Origin of the sequence: Streptomyces liliiviolaceus (assembly GCF_018070025.1) — a bacterium.
Taxonomy (GTDB): Bacteria; Actinomycetota; Actinomycetes; order Streptomycetales; family Streptomycetaceae; genus Streptomyces; species Streptomyces liliiviolaceus.
This window is the reverse complement of record NZ_JAGPYQ010000001.1, coordinates 1,033,831-1,057,142: the sequence shown is the minus strand read 5'-3', so window position 1 is coordinate 1,057,142 and position 23,312 is coordinate 1,033,831. Positions and strand designations below refer to the sequence as shown.

At 70.4% G+C, this 23,312-nt stretch carries 23 protein-coding genes; 16 read left to right on the top strand and 7 right to left on the bottom strand.

The genetic code is table 11. The features are described from left to right. Positions 1–270 precede the first annotated feature (270 nt). The 3 genes from mshA (at position 271) to J8N05_RS04545 (ending at position 4,002) form a co-directional block, all read left to right on the top strand. Positions 271–1,608: a D-inositol-3-phosphate glycosyltransferase gene (gene mshA / locus J8N05_RS04555; RefSeq protein ID WP_210881187.1), complete on the top strand. Its 1,338-nt coding sequence runs from the start codon at positions 271–273 to the stop codon at positions 1,606–1,608. Next, positions 1,601–2,110 (top strand): type III secretion system chaperone family protein, encoded by a 510-nt coding sequence (locus J8N05_RS04550; RefSeq protein ID WP_210881186.1) that lies wholly within the window; start codon positions 1,601–1,603, stop codon positions 2,108–2,110. Before mshA ends, J8N05_RS04550 begins: the two co-directional genes overlap by 8 nt. Positions 2,111–2,244: 134 nt before the next feature. Next, positions 2,245–4,002 (top strand): glycosyl hydrolase family 28-related protein, encoded by a 1,758-nt coding sequence (locus tag J8N05_RS04545; protein WP_210881185.1) that lies wholly within the window; start codon positions 2,245–2,247, stop codon positions 4,000–4,002. 3 nt (positions 4,003–4,005) lie between these two features. On the opposite strand, the gene J8N05_RS04540 is transcribed toward J8N05_RS04545, so the two are convergent. Next, complete coding sequence (locus J8N05_RS04540) at positions 4,006–4,803, bottom strand: helix-turn-helix transcriptional regulator (protein WP_210881184.1); 798 nt, start codon at positions 4,801–4,803, stop codon at positions 4,006–4,008. Between the two features lie 49 nt (positions 4,804–4,852). Between J8N05_RS04540 and J8N05_RS04535 the strand changes: the two genes are divergently transcribed. Continuing rightward, on the top strand, positions 4,853–5,356 hold the full coding sequence (locus J8N05_RS04535) for a DUF2000 domain-containing protein (protein WP_247706145.1): 504 nt from the start codon (positions 4,853–4,855) through the stop codon (positions 5,354–5,356). 32 nt (positions 5,357–5,388) lie between these two features. On the opposite strand, the gene J8N05_RS04530 is transcribed toward J8N05_RS04535, so the two are convergent. Continuing rightward, complete coding sequence (locus J8N05_RS04530) at positions 5,389–6,795, bottom strand: MDR family MFS transporter (RefSeq protein WP_210881182.1); 1,407 nt, start codon at positions 6,793–6,795, stop codon at positions 5,389–5,391. Between the two features lie 213 nt (positions 6,796–7,008). Between J8N05_RS04530 and J8N05_RS04525 the strand changes: the two genes are divergently transcribed. The 4 genes from J8N05_RS04525 (at position 7,009) to J8N05_RS04510 (ending at position 9,823) form a co-directional block, all read left to right on the top strand. Further along, on the top strand, positions 7,009–7,770 hold the full coding sequence (locus J8N05_RS04525; protein ID WP_210881181.1) for a phosphoglyceromutase: 762 nt from the start codon (positions 7,009–7,011) through the stop codon (positions 7,768–7,770). A gap of 265 nt (positions 7,771–8,035) precedes the next feature. After that, on the top strand, positions 8,036–8,572 hold the full coding sequence (locus J8N05_RS04520; RefSeq protein ID WP_210881180.1) for a hypothetical protein: 537 nt from the start codon (positions 8,036–8,038) through the stop codon (positions 8,570–8,572). A 128-nt stretch (positions 8,573–8,700) separates the two neighbouring features. Next, the gene (locus J8N05_RS04515) at positions 8,701–9,333 is read left to right on the top strand and encodes a hypothetical protein (RefSeq protein ID WP_210881179.1); all 633 of its coding nucleotides are present in this window, start codon (positions 8,701–8,703) and stop codon (positions 9,331–9,333) included. Between the two features lie 73 nt (positions 9,334–9,406). Next, a complete protein-coding gene (locus J8N05_RS04510; RefSeq protein WP_210881178.1) occupies positions 9,407–9,823 on the top strand; it encodes a hypothetical protein in 417 nt (138 codons plus the stop codon). Positions 9,824–10,004: 181 nt separating this feature from the next. On the opposite strand, the gene J8N05_RS04505 is transcribed toward J8N05_RS04510, so the two are convergent. Together J8N05_RS04505 and J8N05_RS04500 are read right to left on the bottom strand one after the other, a co-directional pair. Further along, positions 10,005–10,535, bottom strand: a complete 531-nt coding sequence (locus tag J8N05_RS04505; protein ID WP_210881177.1) for a P-loop NTPase family protein — start codon at positions 10,533–10,535, stop codon at positions 10,005–10,007. A gap of 10 nt (positions 10,536–10,545) precedes the next feature. Continuing rightward, complete coding sequence (locus J8N05_RS04500) at positions 10,546–11,061, bottom strand: HAD domain-containing protein (RefSeq protein ID WP_247706144.1); 516 nt, start codon at positions 11,059–11,061, stop codon at positions 10,546–10,548. Positions 11,062–11,231: 170 nt separating this feature from the next. Here J8N05_RS04500 and J8N05_RS04495 point away from each other — a divergent pair, with 170 nt between their 5' ends. Next, positions 11,232–13,256 carry a cell wall-binding repeat-containing protein gene (locus tag J8N05_RS04495; protein WP_210881175.1) on the top strand — a complete coding sequence of 675 codons (2,025 nt, stop codon included), beginning with the start codon at positions 11,232–11,234 and terminating at the stop codon, positions 13,254–13,256. 95 nt (positions 13,257–13,351) lie between these two features. On the opposite strand, the gene J8N05_RS04490 is transcribed toward J8N05_RS04495, so the two are convergent. Both J8N05_RS04490 and phoU read right to left on the bottom strand, forming a co-directional pair. Next, positions 13,352–13,504, bottom strand: coding sequence for a hypothetical protein (locus tag J8N05_RS04490; RefSeq protein ID WP_188113919.1), 153 nt, complete (start codon positions 13,502–13,504; stop codon positions 13,352–13,354). A gap of 278 nt (positions 13,505–13,782) precedes the next feature. Beyond that, the gene (gene phoU, locus J8N05_RS04485) at positions 13,783–14,460 is read right to left on the bottom strand and encodes a phosphate signaling complex protein PhoU (RefSeq protein ID WP_210881174.1); all 678 of its coding nucleotides are present in this window, start codon (positions 14,458–14,460) and stop codon (positions 13,783–13,785) included. A 288-nt stretch (positions 14,461–14,748) separates the two neighbouring features. On the opposite strand from phoU, the gene J8N05_RS04480 reads away from it, so the two are divergent. Both J8N05_RS04480 and J8N05_RS04475 read left to right on the top strand, forming a co-directional pair. Next, entirely contained in the window at positions 14,749–16,026 is a 1,278-nt protein-coding gene (locus tag J8N05_RS04480; RefSeq protein WP_210881173.1) for a sensor histidine kinase, read from the top strand. Further along, complete coding sequence (locus J8N05_RS04475; RefSeq protein WP_107015301.1) at positions 16,023–16,703, top strand: response regulator transcription factor; 681 nt, start codon at positions 16,023–16,025, stop codon at positions 16,701–16,703. The genes J8N05_RS04480 and J8N05_RS04475 overlap by 4 nt, the downstream gene beginning before the upstream one ends. 176 nt (positions 16,704–16,879) lie before the next feature. Here J8N05_RS04475 and J8N05_RS04470 read toward each other — a convergent pair whose 3' ends face one another. Next, on the bottom strand, positions 16,880–17,581 hold the full coding sequence (locus tag J8N05_RS04470) for a copper chaperone PCu(A)C (RefSeq protein WP_210881172.1): 702 nt from the start codon (positions 17,579–17,581) through the stop codon (positions 16,880–16,882). A 722-nt stretch (positions 17,582–18,303) separates the two neighbouring features. On the opposite strand from J8N05_RS04470, the gene J8N05_RS04465 reads away from it, so the two are divergent. The 5 genes from J8N05_RS04465 to rlmB all read left to right on the top strand — a co-directional run bounded on the left by J8N05_RS04465 (position 18,304) and on the right by rlmB (position 23,164). Beyond that, the gene (locus J8N05_RS04465; protein WP_003953493.1) at positions 18,304–18,786 is read left to right on the top strand and encodes a CarD family transcriptional regulator; all 483 of its coding nucleotides are present in this window, start codon (positions 18,304–18,306) and stop codon (positions 18,784–18,786) included. A 370-nt stretch (positions 18,787–19,156) separates the two neighbouring features. Then, positions 19,157–19,909 (top strand): 2-C-methyl-D-erythritol 4-phosphate cytidylyltransferase, encoded by a 753-nt coding sequence (ispD, locus tag J8N05_RS04460; protein WP_210881171.1) that lies wholly within the window; start codon positions 19,157–19,159, stop codon positions 19,907–19,909. Then, complete coding sequence (gene ispF / locus J8N05_RS04455) at positions 19,899–20,405, top strand: 2-C-methyl-D-erythritol 2,4-cyclodiphosphate synthase (protein ID WP_210881170.1); 507 nt, start codon at positions 19,899–19,901, stop codon at positions 20,403–20,405. Before ispD ends, ispF begins: the two co-directional genes overlap by 11 nt. 292 nt (positions 20,406–20,697) lie before the next feature. Next, positions 20,698–22,098 carry a cysteine--tRNA ligase gene (gene cysS, locus J8N05_RS04450; RefSeq protein WP_210881169.1) on the top strand — a complete coding sequence of 467 codons (1,401 nt, stop codon included), beginning with the start codon at positions 20,698–20,700 and terminating at the stop codon, positions 22,096–22,098. Between the two features lie 121 nt (positions 22,099–22,219). Next, positions 22,220–23,164, top strand: a complete 945-nt coding sequence (rlmB, locus tag J8N05_RS04445; RefSeq protein WP_210881168.1) for a 23S rRNA (guanosine(2251)-2'-O)-methyltransferase RlmB — start codon at positions 22,220–22,222, stop codon at positions 23,162–23,164. Positions 23,165–23,312 lie beyond the last annotated feature (148 nt).

The window sequence follows — 23,312 nt, the reverse complement described above, 5'->3', positions numbered from 1 at the left end:
CTCGTCCTCAAACGCCGGACGGGCTGAAAGAGCGCGAGCCGGCCGACGGCCGCCCGGCGCATCACCGCTCGCTTGCGCCTCGTCTACGCAACAGCCCCTCGAACGGTTGAGCGACCCATGGCAATGATTCGGCAAAGAGGAAATGGAGCAGACTCTTCCGGCGTTCAGGACTTGAAGGGCGTTCCACGCCCCGCCACAGGCATGCCCGCAGCGCGTCCGCAGTACGTCCGCAGCGCACCCGCAGCACGTCCGTAGAAGGAGGAAGGCCACGTGAGCCAGTACGTGAGCAGGCTCGGGCGCCGCTCGCCGGCGGCCTCGACGAGGCTTCGTCTGCATCGCAGGCCACGCCGCGTGGCGATGCTCTCCGTGCACACCTCACCGCTGCACCAGCCGGGCACGGGCGACGCGGGCGGCATGAACGTGTACATCGTGGAGCTGGCCCAGCGCCTCGCCGCGATCAACATCGAGGTCGAGATCTTCACGCGCGCGACCACCGGGGCCCTGCCGCCCAAGGTGGAGCTGGCGCCCGGCGTCCTGGTCCGGCATGTCGACGCGGGCCCCTACGAAGGCCTCGCCAAGGAGGATCTGCCCGCCCAGCTGTGCGCCTTCACGCACGGGGTGATGCAGGCCTGGGCCGGCCACCGTCCCGGCTACTACGACCTCGTCCACTCGCACTACTGGCTCTCCGGGCAGGTCGGCTGGCTGGCCGCCGAGCGCTGGGGTGCCCCCCTCGTGCACGCCATGCACACCATGGCGAAGGTCAAGAACGCCGCCCTGGCCGACGACGACACCCCCGAGCCCGCCGCCCGTGTCATCGGTGAGACCCAGATCGTCCGCGCCGCCGACCGGCTCATCGCCAACACCGCGGAAGAGGCCGACGAACTCGTCCGGCACTACGAGGCCGAGCAGGGCAAGGTCGCGGTCGTCCACCCGGGCGTGAACCTCGACCGTTTCCGCCCGGCCGACGGACGCGCCGCCGCCCGCGCGCGGCTCGGCCTCCCGCAGGACGCCCTCATACCGCTCTTCGCGGGCCGCATCCAGCCCCTGAAGGCGCCCGACGTGCTGCTGCGGGCGGTCGCCGTCCTCCTGGATGAGCGCCCCGACCTGCGCGCGAACATCGTCGTCCCGGTGGTGGGCGGCCCGAGCGGCAGCGGTCTCGCCAAGCCCGAGGGGCTGCAGAAGCTCGCCGCCCGGCTGGGCATCGCCGACGTGGTGTGCTTCCGGCCGCCGGTCGACCAGGAGCAGCTCGCGGACTGGTTCCGGGCCGCGTCCGTGCTGGTGATGCCCTCCTACAGCGAGTCGTTCGGACTCGTCGCCATAGAGGCGCAGGCGGCCGGCACCCCGGTGCTCGCCGCCGCGGTGGGCGGTCTGCCGGTCGCGGTCCGCCACAAGGAGACGGGCTTTCTCGTCTCCGGCCACGATCCCGTCGACTACGCGCGCGTGCTGCGCGATTTCGCCGACAACCGGGCGCTCCCGGACCGGATGGGCGCGGCGGCCGCCTGGCATGCGCAGTCCTTCGGCTGGGACACGGCGGCGGCGGCCACGGCCGACGTCTACACGGCGGCGATGAACGAGCACCGCCGTCACGTACGCTCCCACCATGGCTGACACGATGGCTGCGGAGCGGGCGGCGGGGACCGTCGAGGAGTTCCTCAAGGACGCCGAACTGGAGTGGGAGAGCCCGGAGTCCGGCCACTTCGTGGTGAAGCTCCCCGGCACCAGGAAGCTGTCGACGACCGTCTCGCTGATCGTCGGCGGACACTCCCTCTCGCTGAACGCCTTCGTCATCCGGCACCCGGACGAGAACGAGGGCGGGGTGCACCGCTGGCTCCTGGAGCGCAACCTCAAGCTCTACGGAGTGGGGTACGCCGTCGACCCGCTCGGTGACATCTACGTGGCGGGCAAGCTGCCGCTGGCCGCGGTCACCGCCGACGAGGTCGACCGGCTGCTCGGTGCGGTCCTGGAGGCCGCCGACGGCAGTTTCAACACCCTCCTGGAGCTCGGTTTCGCGTCCGCGATCCGCAAGGAGTACGCCTGGCGGGTGTCGCGCGGCGAGTCCACCCGCAATCTGGACGCGTTCAGCCACCTGACTCAGCGTCCGACTGGCTGAGTCGGTAGTCCGTACCAATCAACCGCTGCACGACTCTTTCCCGCCGTGCGGATGCCATGTCATGCTCACCGCCAACGCACATCTGAACGTTGTTCACATCCATGGAATCCCCATCCTTGGAAGGCGGTTCGGGCATGAGCGACCGTGGCGCGCAGGACACCCAGCGGGCCCTCACCGGAGCCTTCACCGGAGGCCTCACCGGAGCCCTCACCAGACGGGCCCTGCTCGGCGGCGCGACAGCCGTGGCGGCGGCCGCCGTGACCGGCACGGCGGCCGGGGCGCAGGCGTCGGCAGCGACTCCGCGTCCGGAGGTGCCCGAACTCTGGCGGGAGTTCACCCGAACTCCCTACGTGCACCCGCAGATCCCGTACATCGGCAGAGCCGGCCAACGCGCCGGGACGGCGCACTTCCCCCGCCGCCCAGGCGCCGCCGTCGTCGCCGATGTCCGCGCGTACGGCGCCACGGCGGACGGTTCGGCCGACTCCGCACCCGCGATCAACCGTGCCATCGCCGCTGCCGGAAGGGCCGGCGGTGGCACGGTACTCATCCCGCCCGGCACCTACCGCCTCGACGGCCTGATCCACATCGGCCACTCGAACGTCGTCCTGCGCGGCGCCGGCAGCACCCGTACGGCACTCCGCGCGACCCGGAACCTCACCGAGTTGATCGGTGCCTACGGGTCGCGTTACGGCGGCGACAAGTCGTCCTGGTCCTGGGCGGGCGGCCTCGTCTGGCTCTGCCCCACGGACCGCTTCACCACCCTGACGGACGCCGTCCGGGCCAAGGAGTGGCCCTTCGAGGGCTGGACGGGCAACAAACGGGACGAGTGGCGGACGCTGACCACGGTCGCACCGGCCCGCCGGGGCTCCTGGACGGTGACCGTCGCGGACCCGGGCAGGCTCGCCCCCGGAGACCTGGTCCTCCTCCGCCTCGCGGACGACCCCGCCCACACCCTCCTGGAGCACATGGCGGGCGACGGCGCCGGCCCGGAGGCCTACGTCTGGGACGACAAGACAAAATTGACCAGCTACGTCCCGTACGAATGGCCCGTGCGGATCACGCGCCTACGGGGCAGGCAGGTCACCCTGGAGCGGCCCCTTCCGCTCGACGTCCGCCCGGAGTGGGACCCGCGTCTGACCACCCATGTGAAGGCGCTGACCGGATCCGGGGTGGAGGGCCTCACCCTGGAGGCCGTCGAGACCCCGCAGGCCCCGCATCTGCTGGACAAGGGCTACAACGGCGTCACCTTCCAGTGCGCGTACGACTGCTGGGCCGACGACATCGTCGTACGCCACATGGACAACGGCTTCGGGCTGGTCGCCGCCTCCGCCTGCACCCTGCGCAACACCCGGGTCGCGGGACGCGGCTCGCACCACCCGTACTTCTGCCGCGAGGGATCGCACGACAACCTCGTCGACCGCTTCACCATCGAGGAACGCACGACACCCGCCCCCGCGAACACCCAGCTCCACGGCATCAACGTGGAGGGGCTGTCCTCGTACAACGTCTGGTCGCGCGGGGACATGCGCATGGGCACCTTCGACTCGCACCGCGGGATGCCCTTCGCGAACGTCCGTACCGACATCACGGTCGTCAACGACGGCCGCCACGGCGGGGACGCGAGCGCGGGCCCCCTCTTCGGCGCCCGCTTCACCCACTGGAACATCCGCGTCACCAACGGCCGCGCCGGCCTGATGAGGATCGACGGCCTGGCCCCGTACAGCGCGACGGTCGGCATCAACGAGGTGACGGAGTTCGACCAGATCGACGTACCCGACTTCACCGGGCCGCTGCACTCCCGCCTGGAGCTGTACGGGACGACGGACGCGGTACGCCCGCGGAACCTGTACGACGCTCAGCGTGATCTTCAGCGCGTGGGGGTCACGGGGTGACTTTCAGCGCGAGCTGTCGCGGTAGCGGCCGGGTGCCACTCCGACCAGCCGCTTGAAGTGGCGGCTGAGGTGGGACTGGTCGTAGAAGCCGGTCTCGGCGGCCACCTCGCCGGGTGCCCGGCCCGCCAGCAGCAGCCGCCGGGCCCGCTCCACCCGGCGTGACATCAGGTACTGGTGGGGCGGTATCCCGTACGCGCCGCTGAACGCCCGCACCAGATGGGCGGGGTGCGCGTGCACGAGCCCGGCGGCCTCCTGGAGGGTGACGCCCTCCAGGAGGCGTTCGTCGAGCAGCTCGCGGAGCCGGTGTGCGAGCGGGTGGTCGGCGCCCCGGCCGTCCCTGACGAGCGCGGGCCGCAGATGGCCGCGCAACCGCTCGCCGATCAGGGTCAGCCTGCTCTCCGCCTCCAGCTCGTCACCGGGCCGGGCGAGGGCCGTGTGCAGCTGCCCGACCCGCCGGCGCAGCACCGGATCGAGGAAGTCGGGGGTGTCCACGGCCGGTCCGATGTACGTCTCGTCGAGACGGCTGAGATCCAGGTACAGGACCCGCTTGCGGAAACCGTCCTCGGTGATCGGCGACCCGTTGTGCGGCACGTGCGGCGGGAGCAGCGAGACCGTGCCGTCCGGGGTGCCGTGCTCGTGCCGGTCGAGGTCGTAGCGCACCGCGCCCGCGTCGACGAGCAGCAGGGTCCACGCGTCGTGCACGTGCATCGGATACGCGTACTCCGTGAAGTGGGCGTGGAAGACCTCCACGACACCCGGCACGCTGGGGCGCCAGGCGGAGACCTCACGCCGGACCACCATGCAAACAACGTACAAGACGGGTGCGTACGCGGCTCGGCAGTCTCGAAGCATGAGCAGTGAGAGCAGCCAGACCCCTGAACACGCCCCTGAACACGCCCGTGAACACGCCTCTGGACACACCCCGGACCCCGCGCCGGCCCCCGTCCGTTTCGACACCAAGATCGCCGTCCTGCTGCGCGAGGACCTGGAGCCGTGGCAGCGGCTGAACGTGACCGCGTTCCTGGTCAGCGGCCTGGGCCCGGCGGTCCCCGAGGTGGTCGGCGAGCCGTACGAGGACGCCGACGGCGTCGGCTACCTGCCCATGTTCCGCCAGCCGGTCCTCGTCTTCGAGGGGACGAAGGAGACGCTGAAGGCGGCCCACGGCAAGGCACTGTCCCGCGCCCTGCCCCGCGCGCTGTTCACCGCGGACCTGTTCACCACGGGCAACGACCGCGACAACCGGGCGGCGGTACGGGCCGTACCCACCGCGGACCTCGACCTGGTCGGCCTCGCGGTGTACGGCCCCCGCAACGCGGTGGACAAGGTGGTGAAGGGGGCGCGGATGCACCACTGAGGTGCGGCGGTGCTGCGCGTTGCCACGGGGCGCTAGCCGGCGCTGACCTCGGGCTTTTCGGCAGCGGGCCGGGGCTGGGCCGGCAACTGGACCGGCGACTGGACCGGCGACTGGGGGAGCGGCAGGGGCTCGGACAGGGGCTCGGACAGGGGCTCGGGTCGAGCCTTGGACCGGGCCACGGGTCGAGCCTCGGACCGGGCCTCAGGTCGGGGTGATTCGGTGGCTACGGGCTCCTCGTCCGGGAGCCCGCGCATGAGCACCCCGTACCCCACCCCCGCCACCGTGCCGACGATCGCGCACACGCCCCAGAGCCACTCGGCCCCGTACCGGTCGATGACGACACCGGACATCAGGGGTGCGACGAGCGCGGCGACGGACCAGGACGTCGTGTACATGCCCTGGTAGCGGCCGCGGCCGTGGACGGGGGAGAGGCGGACGACGAGGCCGGTCTGGGTGGGCGCGTTGACGATCTCGGCGAGGGTCCAGACGCAGATCGTGAGCGCGAAGACGCCGACCGAGCCCGCGAAGGCGGTGAGCCCGAACCCGTACCCGGCGAGGAGGGACGACACGACGAGGAGCTGTTTCGGGTCCTGGTGCTGGATGAGACGGGTGACGGGGAGCTGCAGCACGACGATGAGGACACCGTTGATCGCGATCACCAGGCCGTAGTCGGCGGGCGTGAATCCGGCCTGCCCCATCGCCACCGGCAGGCCCACATACCCCTGCTGGAAGATGAGCGCGACGAGGAAGGACAGCCCGACGACGCTCATGAAACGCCCGTCACGCAGCACCGTCCCCAGACCGACCGCGGGCTCGTCGGCCGTCTTGGCGGTCGGCGCGGGCCGCGACTCGGGCAGCTTCACGAAGATGACGATCGCGCAGACCATCGTCATCCCGGCCTCGACGAGGAAGCCCGCGAGGTAACTGACCTCCGCGATGAAACCGGCCGCCGTGGACGAGACGGCGAAGCCCAGGTTGATCGCCCAGTAGTTGAGCGAGAAGGCCCGCACCCGGTCCTCGGGCCTGACGATGTCGCCCATCATCGCCTGCACGGCGGGACGGGAGGCGTTGCTGGCCATGCCGACGAGGAAGGCGACGGCCGCGATCGCCACCGGGTCCCGCATGAAGCCGAGCAGCGCGACGGAGACGGCCGTGGACGACTGGGCGATGAGCAGCGTGGGCCGCCGCCCGAGCCGGTCCGTCATCACACCGGCGCCGAGCGAGGAGATCACCCCGCCGAGCCCGTGGAGCGAGGCGACGAGTCCGGCGTACGAGGCGGAGTAGCCGCGGTCCAGCGTCAGGTACAGGGCCATGAAGGTGGCGACGAAGGCGCCGAGCCGGTTGACGAGCGTGCTGGTCCACAGCCACCAGAACTCACGGGGGAGCCCGGAGAGGGTCTCGCGGGCGGCACGTCTCACGCTCAGGGACGTGAACGGCATGGGGACTCCCAGGTCTGATGAGCGCTTCCGACGAGCGCGGCTCATGTAAGTGGTGCGTACGGCGAGCACAAATTACGAGGGCGGGCCGGGCGGCTGCCACTCAATTAACAGAAGTCGTCAAGTATCGGGGGTGGGCTGGGGCGGGGCGGGTGCGGGTGTCCGGGTGCCGGGCGGGCGAGCGGCCGATCGGGGGCTTCGATTACGCTCGGGGCCATGGCCGACGCACCGTACAAGCTGATCCTCCTCCGCCACGGCGAGAGCGAATGGAACGCGAAGAACCTGTTCACCGGCTGGGTGGACGTCAACCTCAACGAGAAGGGCGAGAAGGAGGCAGTACGCGGCGGTGAGCTGCTCAAGGACGCCGGCCTGCTGCCCGACGTCGTCCACACCTCGCTCCAGAAGCGCGCGATCCGCACGGCGCAGCTCTCCCTCGAATCGGCGGACCGCCACTGGATCCCGGTCCACCGCAGCTGGCGCCTGAACGAGCGGCACTACGGCGCACTGCAGGGCAAGGACAAGGCGCAGACCCTCGCGGAGTTCGGCGAGGAGCAGTTCATGCTGTGGCGCCGCTCGTACGACACGCCGCCGCCCCCGCTTGAGGACGGCACGGAGTTCTCGCAGTCGGACGACCCGCGCTACGCGACGATCCCGCCGGAGCTGCGCCCGCGCACGGAGTGCCTGAAGGACGTCGTCGTCCGCATGCTCCCCTACTGGTACGACGGCATCGTCCCGGACCTCCTGGCCGGCCGCACGGTCCTGGTCGCGGCCCACGGCAACTCGCTGCGCGCCCTCGTCAAGCACCTCGACGGAGTCTCGGACGCGGACATCGCGGGCCTGAACATCCCGACGGGCATCCCGCTCGCGTACGAACTGGACGCGTCCTTCAAGCCGGTGACCCCGGGCGGCACATACCTGGACCCGGCGGCGGCCGCGGCGGCGATCGAGGCTGTCAAGAACCAGGGCAAGAAGAAGTAGCTTTCCTGATCATGCCTCCCACCTGCGCATACGGCGCGGATGGGAGGCATTTTCATGGCCTGGGGGCCGCAGGTGCCGCAGCGTCTTCCGAGGCGAGCGGCCGCCCTTGGCGTGACCGGGAGTTGTCGGGCGGGCATGAGTCGGAGCGCGGAGTCTGCGGCACGGCCTGATGCGTCATGGGTTTCTGCCGCCTGACCTGCGGCGTTCGTGTGGTCGTTTGTGTGTGACACTCCACGGCACACGAAACAACGCGAAGGCAGGACACATGCGTGGGGTGGCCGTGGCCGTGGCCGCGATAGCGGTGATGACGGCGCTGACAGGTTGTGGCGGCGGTGACAGCGCCGGCGCAGCAGGTGAGCGGGCGACGACGACTGCGCGCACGGCGGAGAAGGCGGCCGAGGACGAGCTGACCGTCGATGCCGTACAGGGGGATGTCCGGTCTGCGGTCGAGGACGCGGGGAACGGACGGCTGAGTTTCCCCGACATGAGCAAGCTGGGCAATCCGTGCCGCGTGGTGGGGGTCTTGATGACCGAGGACGCGCCGAAGCGTGCGGCCGTGGACTCGGTGTTGGCCGTGCTGAAAGCACGGGGCTGGGGACACCTGGAGCGGATACCGTCCGAAGACGGTGGCCTGGGCTGGCACATGGTGAAGAACGGCTGGGAGATGACGCTGAGTGCGGGGGAGGTCCCCGAGGGAGCGGGGATCGTGTTCGACGCGTTGGGGAAGGCATGTGGGGTGCCCATGCCGTCGCGGCCCGCAGCCTCCGACATCGCGCCTCCTGAGCGGCCCGTCCTGCCCTGAGCGCATCCGCCCACCGCGCTGCGGCGGGTCAGGCGGCGGCGGAGTCGTCGCCGAGGTCGGAGCGCCGAAGTCCGCCCGCTGCGGCGGCTCCTCGGCCGGCCCTTGCCCAGGCGATCTAAGGTGTGGCGATGCAGCCCTCCCCGTCGCCGCGGATATCGGCGGACGAGCTTCGCCCCGGACGTCGCTGGTATGCGGTTGCGGCCGCGATCGCCGTCGTTCTGATCGTGCTGGGCATGGTCGTCGGTGTGTACCGGTTCAAGAACGTGGTCGACGCGGTGGACACGGGCAACCAGTTCGCCGACGGGGACTCCGTCACGCTGCGGCTCGATCCGGAGCACGAGAAGGCGATCTGGATCGAGGAGCGGGGACCGTCCGCCGACCAGAAGTGCGGGATCAGCGGTCCGGGCGAGCCCCGTCTCACCGATCCGGGGATCGACGTGTTCCTCACCCGCGATGAGACCTGGAACCCCCTGCGCGCCATCGACGTGTCGCGGGCAGGCGAGTACACGGTCACCTGCACCTCCAAGGGGCCGTCCCAGTACGCCATCGGGGACCCCGGAGGGTTCGTCACCTTCGGAGCCTGGCTGCTGCTGGCCCTCCTCCTCCCGATGCTCGGAATCGCCGTCGGCGCCGCGATCGCTCTCGTCACCGCCCTCCGCCGCAGAAGCCACCGCAAGCGCCTGCTGGCCGCACGTCACGGCTCCGGTGGCAGCCACCCCGTACAGCCCGTTCCGACCCTCGGCGCCGGCCGTCGGCCGTAGTACTACCCCCTCGGTGCGACTCGACAGCCGTGCGAAAACGGGTGTGTCAGTGCCGGGGGCTACCGTCCTGGGCATGGCCATCAGACCATCCACATCCTGGCGGGCGCGTGTCGACGGCGAGGCAAGGGAGCTTGCCTCCGGGGCGCGTGACCCGAGCGATGCCTTCATGTCCCAGCTCTTCCCCGAATCGCTGCTGTCCGCGACGGAGAAGGCGCTGGGCGCGTTCGAGTCCGCTGTGCGGGGGCTGCGCAAGGACGGTGATGAGGACAGTGACGGCGAGCGGGTCTTCGAAGCGATCAAGCACGTCGTTCTGGCGCTGAACGACATCAACGAGGAGCACGGCGGCGCCGGTTACGAGACCCAGGAGCGGGAGGAGTTGTGCCTGTACATCGATCAGACCCTGACCGAACACGGCATCGACGTCCCTGCCCTGGCGGCGCGGCGAGGCATCGACCGTACCGAGATCACGGATGACTGGCGGGACTGGTAGCAGGCCGCGGAGACAGCGGGGGTGGGGGAGGAGGAGGGGGCGAGGTGCTGGTGGTCAGCGGCGTTCGTGTTCTTGTACTGCCGGGCTGCCCAGCCTCCGACGACCACGATCCCGGCGAGGACCGTGCTCAGAAGCCAGCCCAGCCGTAGCGCGGCCGGAGCGCGGAGGACGCAGGCGCGTCTCAGTTCTTGACCGCCTCCGCGATCCGCGCAGCCGCTTCCGCCGGCGTGAGGTGCGTCGTGTCGACGACCTCGGCCTCGGCGTGCAGCCAGGTGCGGGCCGCCTCCGCGTAGGGCTCAAGGTGTGCGAGGCGGAACGGGGAGTCGGGGCCGAGAACGGTGTCGCCCGCGATGCGTCCGCGCAGGGTGTCCTGGTCGGCGTGGAGCACGAAGTGCCGTACAGGAATGGCGTGTTGCGCGAGGCCCGTGCTGATCTCGCGCCAGTACTGCTCCACCAGCACGGTCATGGGCATCACCAGAACGCCCCCGGCGTAGTCCAGTACCCGCCGCGCGGTCTCGACGACGAGCGGTCGCCACGGCGGCCAGTGCTGGAAGTTGTCCGCCCCGGGGCCGGGCAGCCCCGGCGTGATGTCCATGAGCGTCTCGCCGACCTTCTCCGCGTCGAACACCCGCGCATCCGGAATCAGTTGCCGCACGAGCGCGCTGGTCGTCGTCTTGCCCGCGCCATGGGTGCCGTTGAGCCATACGATCATGGCCTCAACGCTAGGACACTCCCTGGTGCCCCACGCTACGAAGCCACTCCGCGAGCACCGCGAAATCGTCGTCGACCAGGCCCACGCCCGGGTCGACGCGGTGAAGCAACGACGGCTCCCGGCGCTGTGCGTCGACCCAGAGGCGGTCCATGGCGCCGATCTCGTCGTCGACCCAGATGAACGGGCGGCGGCCGGCCCGGTCGAGGATGTGCCGGGTCTTCCAGTGCAGGCCGCGCGGACCCTCGTCGGCGGACGTGTCCGGCCACCTCAGTACCGGCAGTACCGGCAGCCCGATCCGTGGAGCGACCACCTCGTTCGCGTCGTCCAACCAGGTCGTCGCCCACACCAGGTCGCATCCCAGCGCCAGGAGGCGTGGCCCGACGGTGGGGTCGAGCCGTCCGAGCAGTGGGTTCCCCGGAGGAGGGGGAGCAGGGGAGCCTCCGCCGGCCGACGGGCCGAACGGGATGAGCGGGCCGTCGATGTCGAGGAAGAGAACGGGACGCCCGTCCTCGCAACGGTCGTTCAAAGCTGTTCCTTTCCGATCATGTGTGCCGCTACAGTGACCCAGCTGTCGTGGAGAACGTGAAGTGTCCGTTCCACGTCGGGGAGGCGAACGGCAGCCCTTTTCAGCACCCTTGGCGCCGCTTCCGGCAGCGCCTTCGGGATCGCAATCTTTCGGCATTCTTGTGGGGGCACATGAAGATTCACAGACGCCGCGTGCTCGCGGCACTGGGCACCGTCGTCGCCGTGGCCGCGGGCATGGCGACCGCCACGCCCGGCGCGGTCGCGGTGGAACCCGTCACCTGGCAGGCCGCCGACGGCAAGCTGACGTTCGTCAACGGCGCCCGTAACGTCATGCAGACGCAGGAACCCGGCAGCAGCACGTACACCGACTTCCTCGCCGAGGCCCGCCAGCCTGCCTGGTCGCCCGACGGCAGCCGGGTCGCGTACGTGAAGGACAACCGGGTCGAGACCCGCCGCTACACCGGTTCCACCCTGGTCAAGATCCAGGAGCAGGGCTCGATGACCAGCGTCGGCCACCCGACGTTCCTGGGCTCGGGGCAGACGGTCGTGTACTCCGGCGGCGGTCGCCTCCGGTACGCGTCCTCGGACGGCTCCCGTTACGCCCAGCCGCTGTTCTCCACCGCGGAGGACGGCTGCGACCGTCAGCCCAGCGCGTCGATCAACGGCCTGGTCGCCTTCGTCCGCACCGGCGACACCTGCGGATCACCGACCGGCTCGGCCATCTGGCTCTGGGAGAACGCCACCGGCGGCTTCACGAAGCTCGCCGACTCCGGCACCAACCCCGCGATCTCGCCCGACGGCACCCAGGTCGCCTTCGTCCGTGAGGCGGACGGCCTGAGCCGGCTCTTCGTCGTCAACACCGACGGCACCGGCGAGCGCCAGCTCACCTTCACCGACGCCGCGTACGCCCCGGCCTGGTCGCCCACCGGCACCCGGATCGTCGTCACCAACGGCACCGACGAGGACGTGGCCATTCCGCGCATCGTCGACGTCGCCACCGGCGACATCACCAAGGTGGCGCTCCCGCCGGGTACGTCATCGGTCCTCGACCCCGCCTGGCAGCCGCTGCGCAGCCAGGGCGTGGGCCGGGTCTGGGGCGCCGACTCGTACGCCACGAACGTCGCCGCGTCCCGCTGGACCTGGAACACGACGGGCCAGAGCGAGCCCGGTCTGATCGACGCGAAGACCGCCGTCCTCATCAGCAAGGACAGCCCGTCCTACGCCCTGACAGGGCAGACCCTCGCCGGCCAGAAACTGGGCCCCCTGCTGATGACGTCGAAGACCTCGGTGTCGGCCGGTGTCCAGAACGAGCTGAAGCGCGCGCTGAAGCCCGGCGCCACGGTCTACCTGGTCGGCGGCACGGACATCCTGTCCAGCGCGGTCGCGACCAAGGTCAGCTCGCTCGGCTTCACCCCGAAGCGGCTGTCCGGCACCTCGCGCTACTCCACCTCCGTGGCGGTCGCCAAGGCCGTCACGAGCTCTCCGGAGTACGTGTTCATCGCCACCGGCACCGACTACCACTCGGCGATCGCGGCCTCCGCTGCGGCGGGTGCCCTGGGCGCGGGCGGCAAGGGCACGGTCGTCCTCAACCAGGGCAACACCCTGTCGTCGTCGGTGAAGTCGTACCTCAACTCGATCGACCCCGACCGGACCATGGTCGTCCCGGTCGGCACCTCGGCGAAGTACGCGCTCACGCACACGTCCTTCTCCAACTGGCCCGACACCTACTCGTACTACCCGATCAGCGGCAGCGGCCACGACGGTACGTCGGCCGAGCTGGCGCGGTTCTGGTGGAGCTCCCCGTTCCAGGTCGGCCTGGCCTGGACGGACAGCTGGCGCGGCGGGGTCTCCGCGAGCACCGGCATGCTCCACTACGGCCCGGTCCTGTGGACCGACGAGACGACCCTGTCGGAGACGAGCGCCACCTATCTGCGTCAGCAGGCGGCCGGCGTCAACTCCGTCATCGCCTTCGGCGGCACCGGCTCGGTCTCCGCGGCCGAGCTGACCGCGGCGGGCTCCGCGATCAGCGCGGGCAGCTCGCTGGTGGAGTACCGGCCGTACTACGACGGTGTCACCCCGGCGCAGGCGACCGCGCGCTCGGCAGCCCCCGGCGCGGTGAGCGACACCGCGCAGCGGGCGACCGGTACCGCGGCCCCGCAGCCGAACCTGGACGCGGTGCGCACCACCAATCGGTAGCCGCCGCCCGCCGGCGCATGAACCGATGAACGAACGGAAGGGCCCCGCACCTGAAGCGGGGCCCTTCCGCGTTCACGGGTGACGCCGCAGACGCCTCAGCCGCACTGACAGGGATTGCCGGACTGGCACCCGCATCCGCAGCCCGAGCCGCAGCCGCAGGCGCCGAAGAGCGGCAGGCTCTTGATCTCGACTGGCTGCTGCGTCTCGCGTTCCTGGGTCGGGTCGGGCGTGGTGGGGGAATCGGCCATGGGTCCCTCCTCGAAGGCTTGTGCCTACTCCCATTGCATTCCCCCGAGGCCGGGCGCATCAACGGCGCACTGAGGCTTTCGCGCCCCTGCCCGCACCCGATGCGCCCCCTCGCGGCCGAGGCCCGGCCCACCCACAGCCCGACCCACGGCCGACCGAACCGCAGCCGGACCCACGGCCAGCCGACCCGCAGCCCGACCCACGGCCGGTCACACAGCCACAGGCCACACAACCACAGGCCACACAGCCACCGGCCGCACCTCCACCCGCCCTGGACGCCTTACGCGCCCTCGACCTGCGGAGCGGTCTGCAGCTCGTCGGCGTGCTCGCCCGTCACCAGGTACACCACACGGTTCGCCACCGACACCGCGTGGTCCGCGAAGCGCTCGTAGTAGCGGCCCAGCAGCGTCACGTCCACCGCCGTCTCGATGCCGTGCTTCCAGCGGTCGTCCAGGAGGTGCTGGAAGAGCGTGCGGTGGAGGAGGTCCATCGCGTCGTCGTCCTGCTCCAGCTGGAGGGCGAGGTCGACGTCCTTGGTGACGATGACCTCGGCCGCCTTCGCCATCAGCCGCTGCGCGAGCTGGCCCATCTCCAGGATCGTGGCGTGCAGGTCCTGCGGAATGGCGCGCTCCGGGAAGCGCAGCCGTGCCAGCTTCGCCACGTGCTGGGCGAGGTCGCCGGAGCGCTCCAGGTCGGCCGACATACGGAGCGAGGTGACGACGATCCGCAGGTCCGTGGCCACGGGCTGCTGCCGGGCCAGCAGGGTTATCGCCCGTGCCTCAAGGTCGTGCTGGAGATCGTCGACCTTCTGGTCGGCCGCGATCACGCTCTCCGCGAGCTTCAGATCGGAGTCGAGGATCGCCGTCGTGGCGCGACCGATGGCCGATCCGACGAGGCGGGCCATCTCGACCAGGCCCTCGCCGATCGAGTCAAGTTCCTCGTGGTACGCGTCCCGCATCTGGATGTCCCTTTCCTACGTCTGCTTCGGAGGTTCACTGGGGCTCGTGAACCCCACGGTCCCACGCTCCGGCCTGAACGCGTCGGTTTACGTCCCCTCAAATGAACCATCACCGGCACCCAGGTGAATTCTGGGCGACGTGGCCTCTTCCCGCAGGTGGGAAGGGTGCGCGGCCCGGTCGTACGAAGTGAACCAGCAGGGTCTCCAGGGTGAACTCTGGGCGACGAGTGTTCGAGTCCACCCTTGGACGGCTGTGACCGGGGCGTACAGCGTGCCTAACCTGGAGCCATGGACGTGAACGCGGCTGTCGCCGCAGCGGCAGCGATCGCCGGTGTACTCACCGGTGTCATCGCCGTGCTGGCGTTCCGCTGGAGTGAGCGGGAACAGAAACGCCCCACCCGCACCTCTCTGCACACCGACCCGGTCCTGCCGCCGGGCGTCGACACGGTTCTGTCCGTGCTCCGCTCCTCCGCCGTCGTGCTCGACGAGTCCGACGCCGTGGTCAAGGCCAGCTCGGCCGCGTACGCCCTCGGTCTCGTGCGCGGCGGGAAACTGGCCGTCGAACCGATGATCCTGATGGCCCGCGACACCCGCAGGGACGGCGAGATACGACAGGTCGAGCTGGACCTTCCCCGGCGCGGCACCGGCCGGGGCGAGGCACTCGCCGTGTCCGCCCGCGTGGCCCCGCTCGGCTCCCGGCTCGTCCTCCTCCTGGTCGAGGACCTCACCGAGGCCCGCCGGATCGAAGCCGTACGACGCGACTTCGTGGCCAATGTCAGCCACGAGCTCAAGACCCCGGTCGGCGCGCTCTCCCTCCTCTCCGAGGCCGTCATGGGCGCCTCGGAGGAACCGGAGGCCGTGGAACGCTTCGCCGGGCGCATGCAGATAGAGGCGACCCGCCTCACCAACCTCGTCCAGGAGCTCATCGACCTCTCCCGGGTCCAGAACGACGACCCGCTGGAGGACGCCGAGCCCGTCCGCGTCGACGAGCTGGTCGCCGAGGCGATCGACCGCTGCCGCCACCAGGCCGGCACCAAGCAGATCACCATGGCCGCCGGCGGCACCGCCGACCTGCGCCTGTGGGGCAACCGCGGCCAGCTGGCGGCGGCCCTCGGCAACCTCGTGGAGAACGCCGTCAACTACTCGCCCGCCCGCACCCGGGTCGGCATAGCCGCGCGCAGGGTGACCGCGCCCGGCGGAGACCTCATCGAGATCGCCGTGACCGACCAGGGCATCGGCATCTCCGAGAAGGACAAGGAGCGCGTCTTCGAGCGCTTCTACCGCGTCGACCCGGCCCGTTCCCGCGCAACCGGCGGTACGGGGCTCGGGCTCGCGATCGTCAAGCACGTGGCCGCCTCGCACAGCGGGGAGGTCACGGTGTGGAGCTCCGAGGGTCAGGGCTCCACCTTCACCCTGCGGCTGCCGGAGGCGGGCGCCGCCCGCGACCGCGCGAGCGGCCATCAGATGCCCGGCCTCGACGAAGACGACGAGACCGGTCAGACCGACGGGACGACCACCGTCTCATCCCCGTACGAACCCTTTTCTGCCCCGGAGGTCCACCCGTGACCCGAGTGCTCGTCGTCGAGGACGAGGAGTCCTTCAGCGACGCTCTGTCCTACATGCTTCGCAAAGAGGGTTTCGAGGTCGCCATCGCGGCCACCGGGCCCGACGGACTCGACGAGTTCGAGCGCAACGGCGCCGACCTCGTCCTCCTCGACCTGATGCTGCCCGGTCTGCCGGGTACCGAGGTGTGCCGTCAGCTGCGCAGCCGTTCGAACGTTCCGGTGATCATGGTCACCGCCAAGGACAGCGAGATCGACAAGGTCGTGGGGCTCGAAATAGGAGCCGACGACTATGTGACCAAGCCCTTCTCGTCGCGTGAGCTGGTCGCCCGCATCCGGGCCGTCCTGCGCCGCCGCGGCGAGCCGGAGGAGGTCAGCGTGGCCGCCCTGGAGGCGGGCCCGGTGCGGATGGACGTCGACCGCCACGTGGTCACCGTCTCCGGCTCCAAGGTCGACCTCCCGCTCAAGGAGTTCGACCTCCTGGAGATGCTGCTGCGCAACGCGGGCCGCGTCCTGACGCGTATGCAGCTCATCGACCGGGTGTGGGGCGCCGACTACGTGGGCGACACCAAGACGCTGGACGTCCACGTGAAGCGCCTGCGGGCGAAGATCGAGCCGGACCCCGGCGCGCCGCGCTACCTGGTGACGGTCCGCGGCCTCGGCTACAAGTTCGAGCCGTAAACCGCACAGGACAGTACGTCCGCACAGCACAGTACGTCCGCACAGGGCAGTAGGTACTGCGGTACCGCGAAGGGCGGGACCCCCGGAAGAGGGTCCCGCCCTTCGTCATGCGCAGCTCATGCCTCACGCGTACGTACGGGACCTGCCCGTACGGGAGAACGGTGGCCGTGGGCCGCTCAGTGGCCCGCTGCCGACTCCGAGGCGTCCGCGCTGGCCGAGGCTGCGTCGGTGGCCTGCGTGCCCGCCTCGCCCGTCTCCTCGGTCCCGCCGGACGCGGTGGCGGACCCGGAGGGCGTCGGCGACCCGGTGGCCGTGCCGGACTCCGACTCCGAGGCGGAGGGCTCGGTGCTCGGCGCCGCCGGGGCCGCGCTCGGGCCCCACTCGGCGTAGTAGCCGTGGCCGGGCACGACGAACGCTTCCAGCTTCACGTCGCCGGTCTTGCTGAAGGTGAAGGTGACCGGCTGCGCGTCGCCGTCCGCGAACGCCTCGCGGCTGCTCTCCAGCGCGGCGGAGGCGTTGCCCTTGCCGCCGAGGACCAGGGAGCCGTGGGCCGGGACGGTCAGCTTGCCCGAGCCCTTGGCGGGCTTGAGCTCCGCGGGCTGCCCGATGCCCTCGACCTTGATCGACTCCAGGGTCTGGGGCTTGTCGCCGCTGTTGAACAGGGTCGCGGAGACCGCGGCCGGGCCGGTCGACTCCAGTTCGGCCTGGGTGATGACGACGGCGTTCTGGATCTTGATCTGGCCGACGGTGACGGCCGCGTTGTCCGGCTTGATCTCCAGCGTCTGGGCCTTGTTGCCGGCACCGCACGCGGCGAGCGAGGCGATCGAGAACGCGATGGCGGCGGCGGCGAGGCTGCCGCGTCGAAGGCTGCTGCTCACGGCGGCGGCAACTCCTAGAACGTGGGCGGAACAGGGCGACTCCTCTGTAAAGCCGCCCTAAGGGTCAGTCAGCGGCCTCAGGTTACCGAGCCGTTCCCGCGCCGCCGCACCCGACCCGCCCCTACGGCGCCCCGACCGCGACCGTACGCCGCTTCTGCGTTCCCCGGCTCTCCCGTTCACCCGGTGTACGTGCATGCCGCATGGACTCATCCGCCACGCACCCGTCCGCCTTTCGTCCGTCTTTCACATAAGAACCCTCGGTAAGCCACCGACAAGCCTCCGGTGCGGTCTTGCGGATTTCCCGTAAGGAATGCGTGGCGGCCCGGGAAATTGATCTTCGGTCGATCTTCCGTTGATCTTCCGTCGATCTCCGCGCCGATCTCCGGCCGATCCGATGCCGATCTCCGGCCCGCGTGATCAATTCCGGATTCGTCTCGTACGTGACCCCGACGGCCGAACGGAGTAGCGGAAGATGGGCCCCCGGAACCCGACAAATCTGGACGATCAGGCACGTGGACGGGGATCGGGGGTGTTGTAACGTGCGCGTTTCTCCCCGCCGGAAGAGCCGCTCCGACCTGCGAATACCGTCGTCCGCGACCCCTCCGCAGCACGTTCCTGTTGGGATTGTCAAGCCCCGAGATATGCCCTGACCTGCGAAAACGCCATTCAGAACACGCGGTTTCCGTGTTACCCTGGATAGCCACGGAAGGGGTACCTGTCACATGACGTTCAAGGTTGGCGACACCGTGGTCTATCCCCATCACGGGGCCGCGCTGATCGAGGCTATCGAAACTCGCCAGATCAAAGGCGTGGACAAGACCTACTTGGTGCTGAAGGTCGCCCAGGGCGACCTGACAGTGCGTGTGCCAGCGGACAATGCGGAGTTCGTCGGCGTACGTGATGTGGTCGGTCAGGACGGGCTGGACCGGGTCTTCGAGGTACTGCGCGCGCCGTACGCCGAGGAGCCCACTAACTGGTCGCGTCGTTACAAGGCAAATCTTGAGAAGCTCGCCTCCGGCGATGTCATCAAGGTGGCGGAGGTAGTCCGTGACCTGTGGCGTCGTGAGCGCGAGCGTGGACTCTCCGCCGGCGAGAAGCGCATGCTCGCCAAGGCCCGCCAGATCCTGGTGAGCGAGCTCGCCCTCGCGGAGAACACGAACGAGGACAAGGCCGAGGCCCTGCTCGACGAGGTCCTCGCGTCCTGACGCCCGTCACGCTCTGATCGCTTTTCGACCAGAAGCGAAACGAGCGGTTCGGCGCAATGAAATGCCGCGGTGCCCGATGACGTATTCACTGTCGCCGGGCGCTGCGGCATGTTCGTACCCGGGCCTGTTTCCACCCCGGGCACATCCATACCGGGAAACCGTGCGCACACCCTCCGCACACCGAGCACTCGGACGTCCCTCGACAATTCAGGGATCCGATACTTGGAGTGCCGGGCCCGGACAGCTGGCTCGACCATCTTCACGGAAGGGTCCGGTCAAGGCGTCGCGCCCGGCACTCCCCCAGCCCGTCGGCCGGGGTACGCCCAGGCCATACCCACGTCGGCCGAGCATACAAACCTGACAGGAACCGATGTCTGACGATTCGCGCCCCACGCCTCCCGGGGCCCGTACCGCGGCCGTGATTCCGGCCGCAGGCCGAGGCGTACGCCTCGGCCCGGGCGCTCCCAAAGCGCTTCGCGCGCTGAACGGCACCCCCATGCTGATCCACGCGGTCCGGGCCATGGCCGCGTCGCGTGCCGTCTCCCTCGTCGTCGTCGTGGCGCCGCCCGACGGGGCCGCGGAGGTCAAGACGCTGCTCGACTCGCACGCACTGCCCGAGCGGACCGAGTTCCACGTCGTGCCCGGGGGCGAAAGCCGCCAGGACTCCGTGCGGCTCGGGCTCGAAGCGCTGCCGTCCGGCATCGACATCGTGCTCGTGCACGACGCGGCCCGCCCCCTCGTCCCCGTCGACACGGTCGACGGCGTCATCGAGGCGGTACGCGACGGGGCGCCGGCCGTCGTACCCGCGCTGCCGCTCGCGGACACCGTCAAGCAGGTCGAGCCCACGGAGACCGTCGGCGAGCCCGAGCCCGTCGTCGCCACCCCGGACCGGGCGCGGCTGCGCGCCGTCCAGACCCCGCAGGGCTTCGACCGCGACACCCTCGTACGGGCCCACGAGACGGTCACGGACAACGTCACCGACGACGCGAGCATGGTCGAGCAGCTCGGACTGCGGGTCGTGGTCGTGCCCGGCCACGAGGAGGCGTTCAAGGTGACGCGTCCGCTGGATCTGATCCTCGCGGAGGCGGTCCTGACGCGGCGGAGGCTGAACGATGGCTTCTGACATGCCCCCGGTGGCGCCTTTGCTGCCGCAGGTCGGGATCGGTACCGACATCCACGCCTTCGAGGAAGGCCGTGAGCTGTGGTGCGCCGGCCTGCTCTGGGAGGGCCAGGGGCCCGGCCTCGCGGGCCACTCCGACGCGGACGTCGTCGCGCACGCCGCGTGCAACGCGCTGTTCTCCGCGGCCGGGCTGGGCGATCTGGGACAGCACTTCGGTACGGGGCGGCCCGAGTGGTCCGGCGCGTCCGGGGTGACGCTGCTGACGGAGGCGGCGCGGATCGTGCGGGCGGCGGGGTTCACCATCGGCAATGTCGCCGTGCAGGTCGTCGGTCCCCGGCCGAAGATCGGGAAGCGTCGGGACGAGGCGCAGGCGGTGCTCTCCGCGGCTGTGGGGGCGCCGGTGTCGGTGTCCGGGGCCACGACGGACGGGCTCGGGTTCGCCGGGCGGGACGAGGGGCTGATGGCGGTGGCGACGGCGGTGGTGGCGCGGGTGGGGTGACGGGCCTTTTCTTCGCCCCCGCCGCCCCTACCCGTCCCGTCACTGCATGGGGGCTGCGCCCCCTCGCCCCCCTTTGTCCTCAAACGCCGGACGGGCTGGTTTTCCAGCCCGTCCGGCGTTTGAGGACCGGGGGTTCGGGGGCCGGCCCCCGAGTCGTTGACGGGAACGGGTAGGGGCGGCGGGGCGAGGAAACCCCCTGCAACGTCATCGACACGGCACGGATGTCACGAATACGTGTCCCATGTGGGATAAGGGTCGCGGGGCACTGGTCACCGCCCACTACCCTGGTGTGGTGACTATTCGCCTGTACGACACCAGCGCCCGGCAGATTCGCGATTTCACCCCGATCACGCCGGGTTGTGTCTCGATCTACCTGTGTGGCGCCACGGTGCAGGCGGCCCCGCACATCGGCCACATCCGGTCGGGCCTCAACTTCGACATCATGCGCCGCTGGTTCGAGTACCGCGGCTACGACGTGACGTTCGTCCGCAACGTGACGGACATCGACGACAAGATCATCAGGAAGTCCGCGGAGCAGGACAGGCCCTGGTGGGCGATCGGCTACGAGAACGAGCGCGCCTTCAACGACGGCTACACGGCACTCGGCTGCCTTCCGCCGACTTACGAGCCGCGCGCCACCGGTCACGTCACCGAGATGGTCGAGATGATGCGCACGCTCATCGAGCGCGGTCACGCGTACGAGGCCGACGGGAACGTCTACTTCGACGTACGGTCCCTGCCCGGCTACCTCTCCCTCTCCAACCAGGACCTCGACGAGCTGCGCCAGCCCGCCGAGGACGGCGAGACCGGCAAGCGGGACCCGCGGGACTTCGCCATGTGGAAGGCCGTCAAGCCCGGCGAGCCGTCCTGGGAGACGCCCTGGGGTCGCGGCCGGCCCGGCTGGCACCTGGAGTGCAGCGCGATGGCCCACAAGTACCTGGGCTCCGCCTTCGACATCCACGGCGGCGGCATCGACCTGATCTTCCCGCACCACGAGAACGAGATCGCCCAGGCCGTCGGCTTCGGCGACGAGTTCGCGCACTACTGGGTGCACAACTCATGGGTGACCATGAGCGGCGAGAAGATGTCGAAGTCGCTCGGCAACAGCGTGCTGGTCAGCGAGATGACCAAGGCGTGGCGGCCCATCGTGCTCCGCTACTACCTGGGCACCCCGCACTACCGCTCCACCATCGAGTACAGCGAAGAGGCACTGCGCGAGGCCGAGTCGGCGTTCGCCCGGATCGAGGGCTTCGTACAGCGCGTGGTGGAGAAGGCCGGGGGGCCGGTCGAGCCCGCCGCCGAGGTGCCGCCGGCGTTCGCCGAGGCGATGGACGACGACCTGGGGGTCCCGCAGGCCCTCGCCGTCGTGCACACCACGGTCCGCCAGGGGAACTCCGCACTGGCCGCCGACGACAAGGAAGCGGCCGTCGCCCGGCTCGCCGAGGTCAGGGCCATGCTCGCGGTCCTCGGTCTCGACCCCCTCGACCCGCACTGGGCGGGCGAGAGCGACCGCAGCGAGGACCTCCACGGAGTCGTCGACACGCTCGTACGCCTGGTGCTCCAGCAGCGCGAGTCCGCCCGCGTCCGCAAGGACTGGGCCACCGCCGACGCCATCCGCGACCAGCTCAACCAGTCCGGGCTCGTCATCGAGGACGGCCCCCAGGGCCCGCGCTGGACCCTCGGCCCGCGCTGACCATTTCTTGATCGATTGTGCCGTCCGGGTCTCCGGGCGGCACACTTGCATGGACGTACACCCGTACGTCCGTCCGTACGTCTTCACTTCATCCGTACGTCTTCACACAGACAGGTAGGTCATGGCCGCTAACAACCGCCGCATGTCCGGCAAGAAGGGCGCGCAGGTCGGCAGTGGCGGCCAGCGGCGCAAGGGCCTCGAAGGCAAGGGCCCCACCCCGCCCGCCGAGGCGCGCAAGGGCCACAAGAAGAACCGCATCGCCGGCGCCAGGGCCAAGCAGCTCGTCCGCAAGCCCTCGCCGCGCGGCGGCCGGGGCGGCAAGGGCACGTCCGAGATGGTCGTCGGCCGCAACTCCGTCGTCGAGGCGCTGCGCGAGGGCGTACCCGCGACGATGCTGTACGTCCAGCAGTTCATCGACAACGACGAGCGGGTGCGCGAAGCGCTGCAGCTCGCCGCGGACCGTGGCGGCATCCACCTCATGGAGGCCCCGCGTCCCGAGCTGGACCGCATGACCAACGGACTCAACCACCAGGGGCTCGTCCTCCAGGTCCCGCCGTACGAGTACGCGCACCCGGAGGACCTCGCGGCCGCCGCGTACGACGAGGGCAGGGACCCGCTGATCGTCGCCCTCGACGGGGTGACGGACCCGCGCAACCTCGGTGCCGTCGTCCGGTCCGTCTCCGCGTTCGGCGGCCACGGCGTGGTCGTGCCCGAGCGGCGCGCGGCGGGTATGACCGCCGGTGCGTGGAAGACGTCCGCCGGTGCGGCCGCCCGCACGCCGGTCGCCCGCGCGGCCAATCTGACGCGGGCGCTGGAGGCGTACAAGAAGGCCGGGCTCGTCGTGGTCGGGCTCGCCGCCGACGGTGAGGCCGAGGTCGGTGACCTGGAGGCCCTCGGCGGGCCCGTCGTCATCGTCGTCGGCAGCGAGGGGAAGGGCTTGTCCCGGCTGGTGGGGGAGACCTGTGACTTCCGCGTCCGGATTCCCATGCCGGGCGGGACGGAGTCGCTCAACGCGGGTGTGGCTGCGGGAGTTGTGCTGTACGAGGCCTCGCGCAAGCGGGCCTGATTCGGGGATCGGCTGACGCCGGGTCGTCGTTCGGCTGAAGGTGCGTGGGGGCTGGTCGCGCAGTTCCCCGCGCCCCTTACGGGGCACAGGTCCGCGGCCTGACGGGGCCCCGGTTGATCTTGACGGGGTCCGGACAGATCCGGCCGGT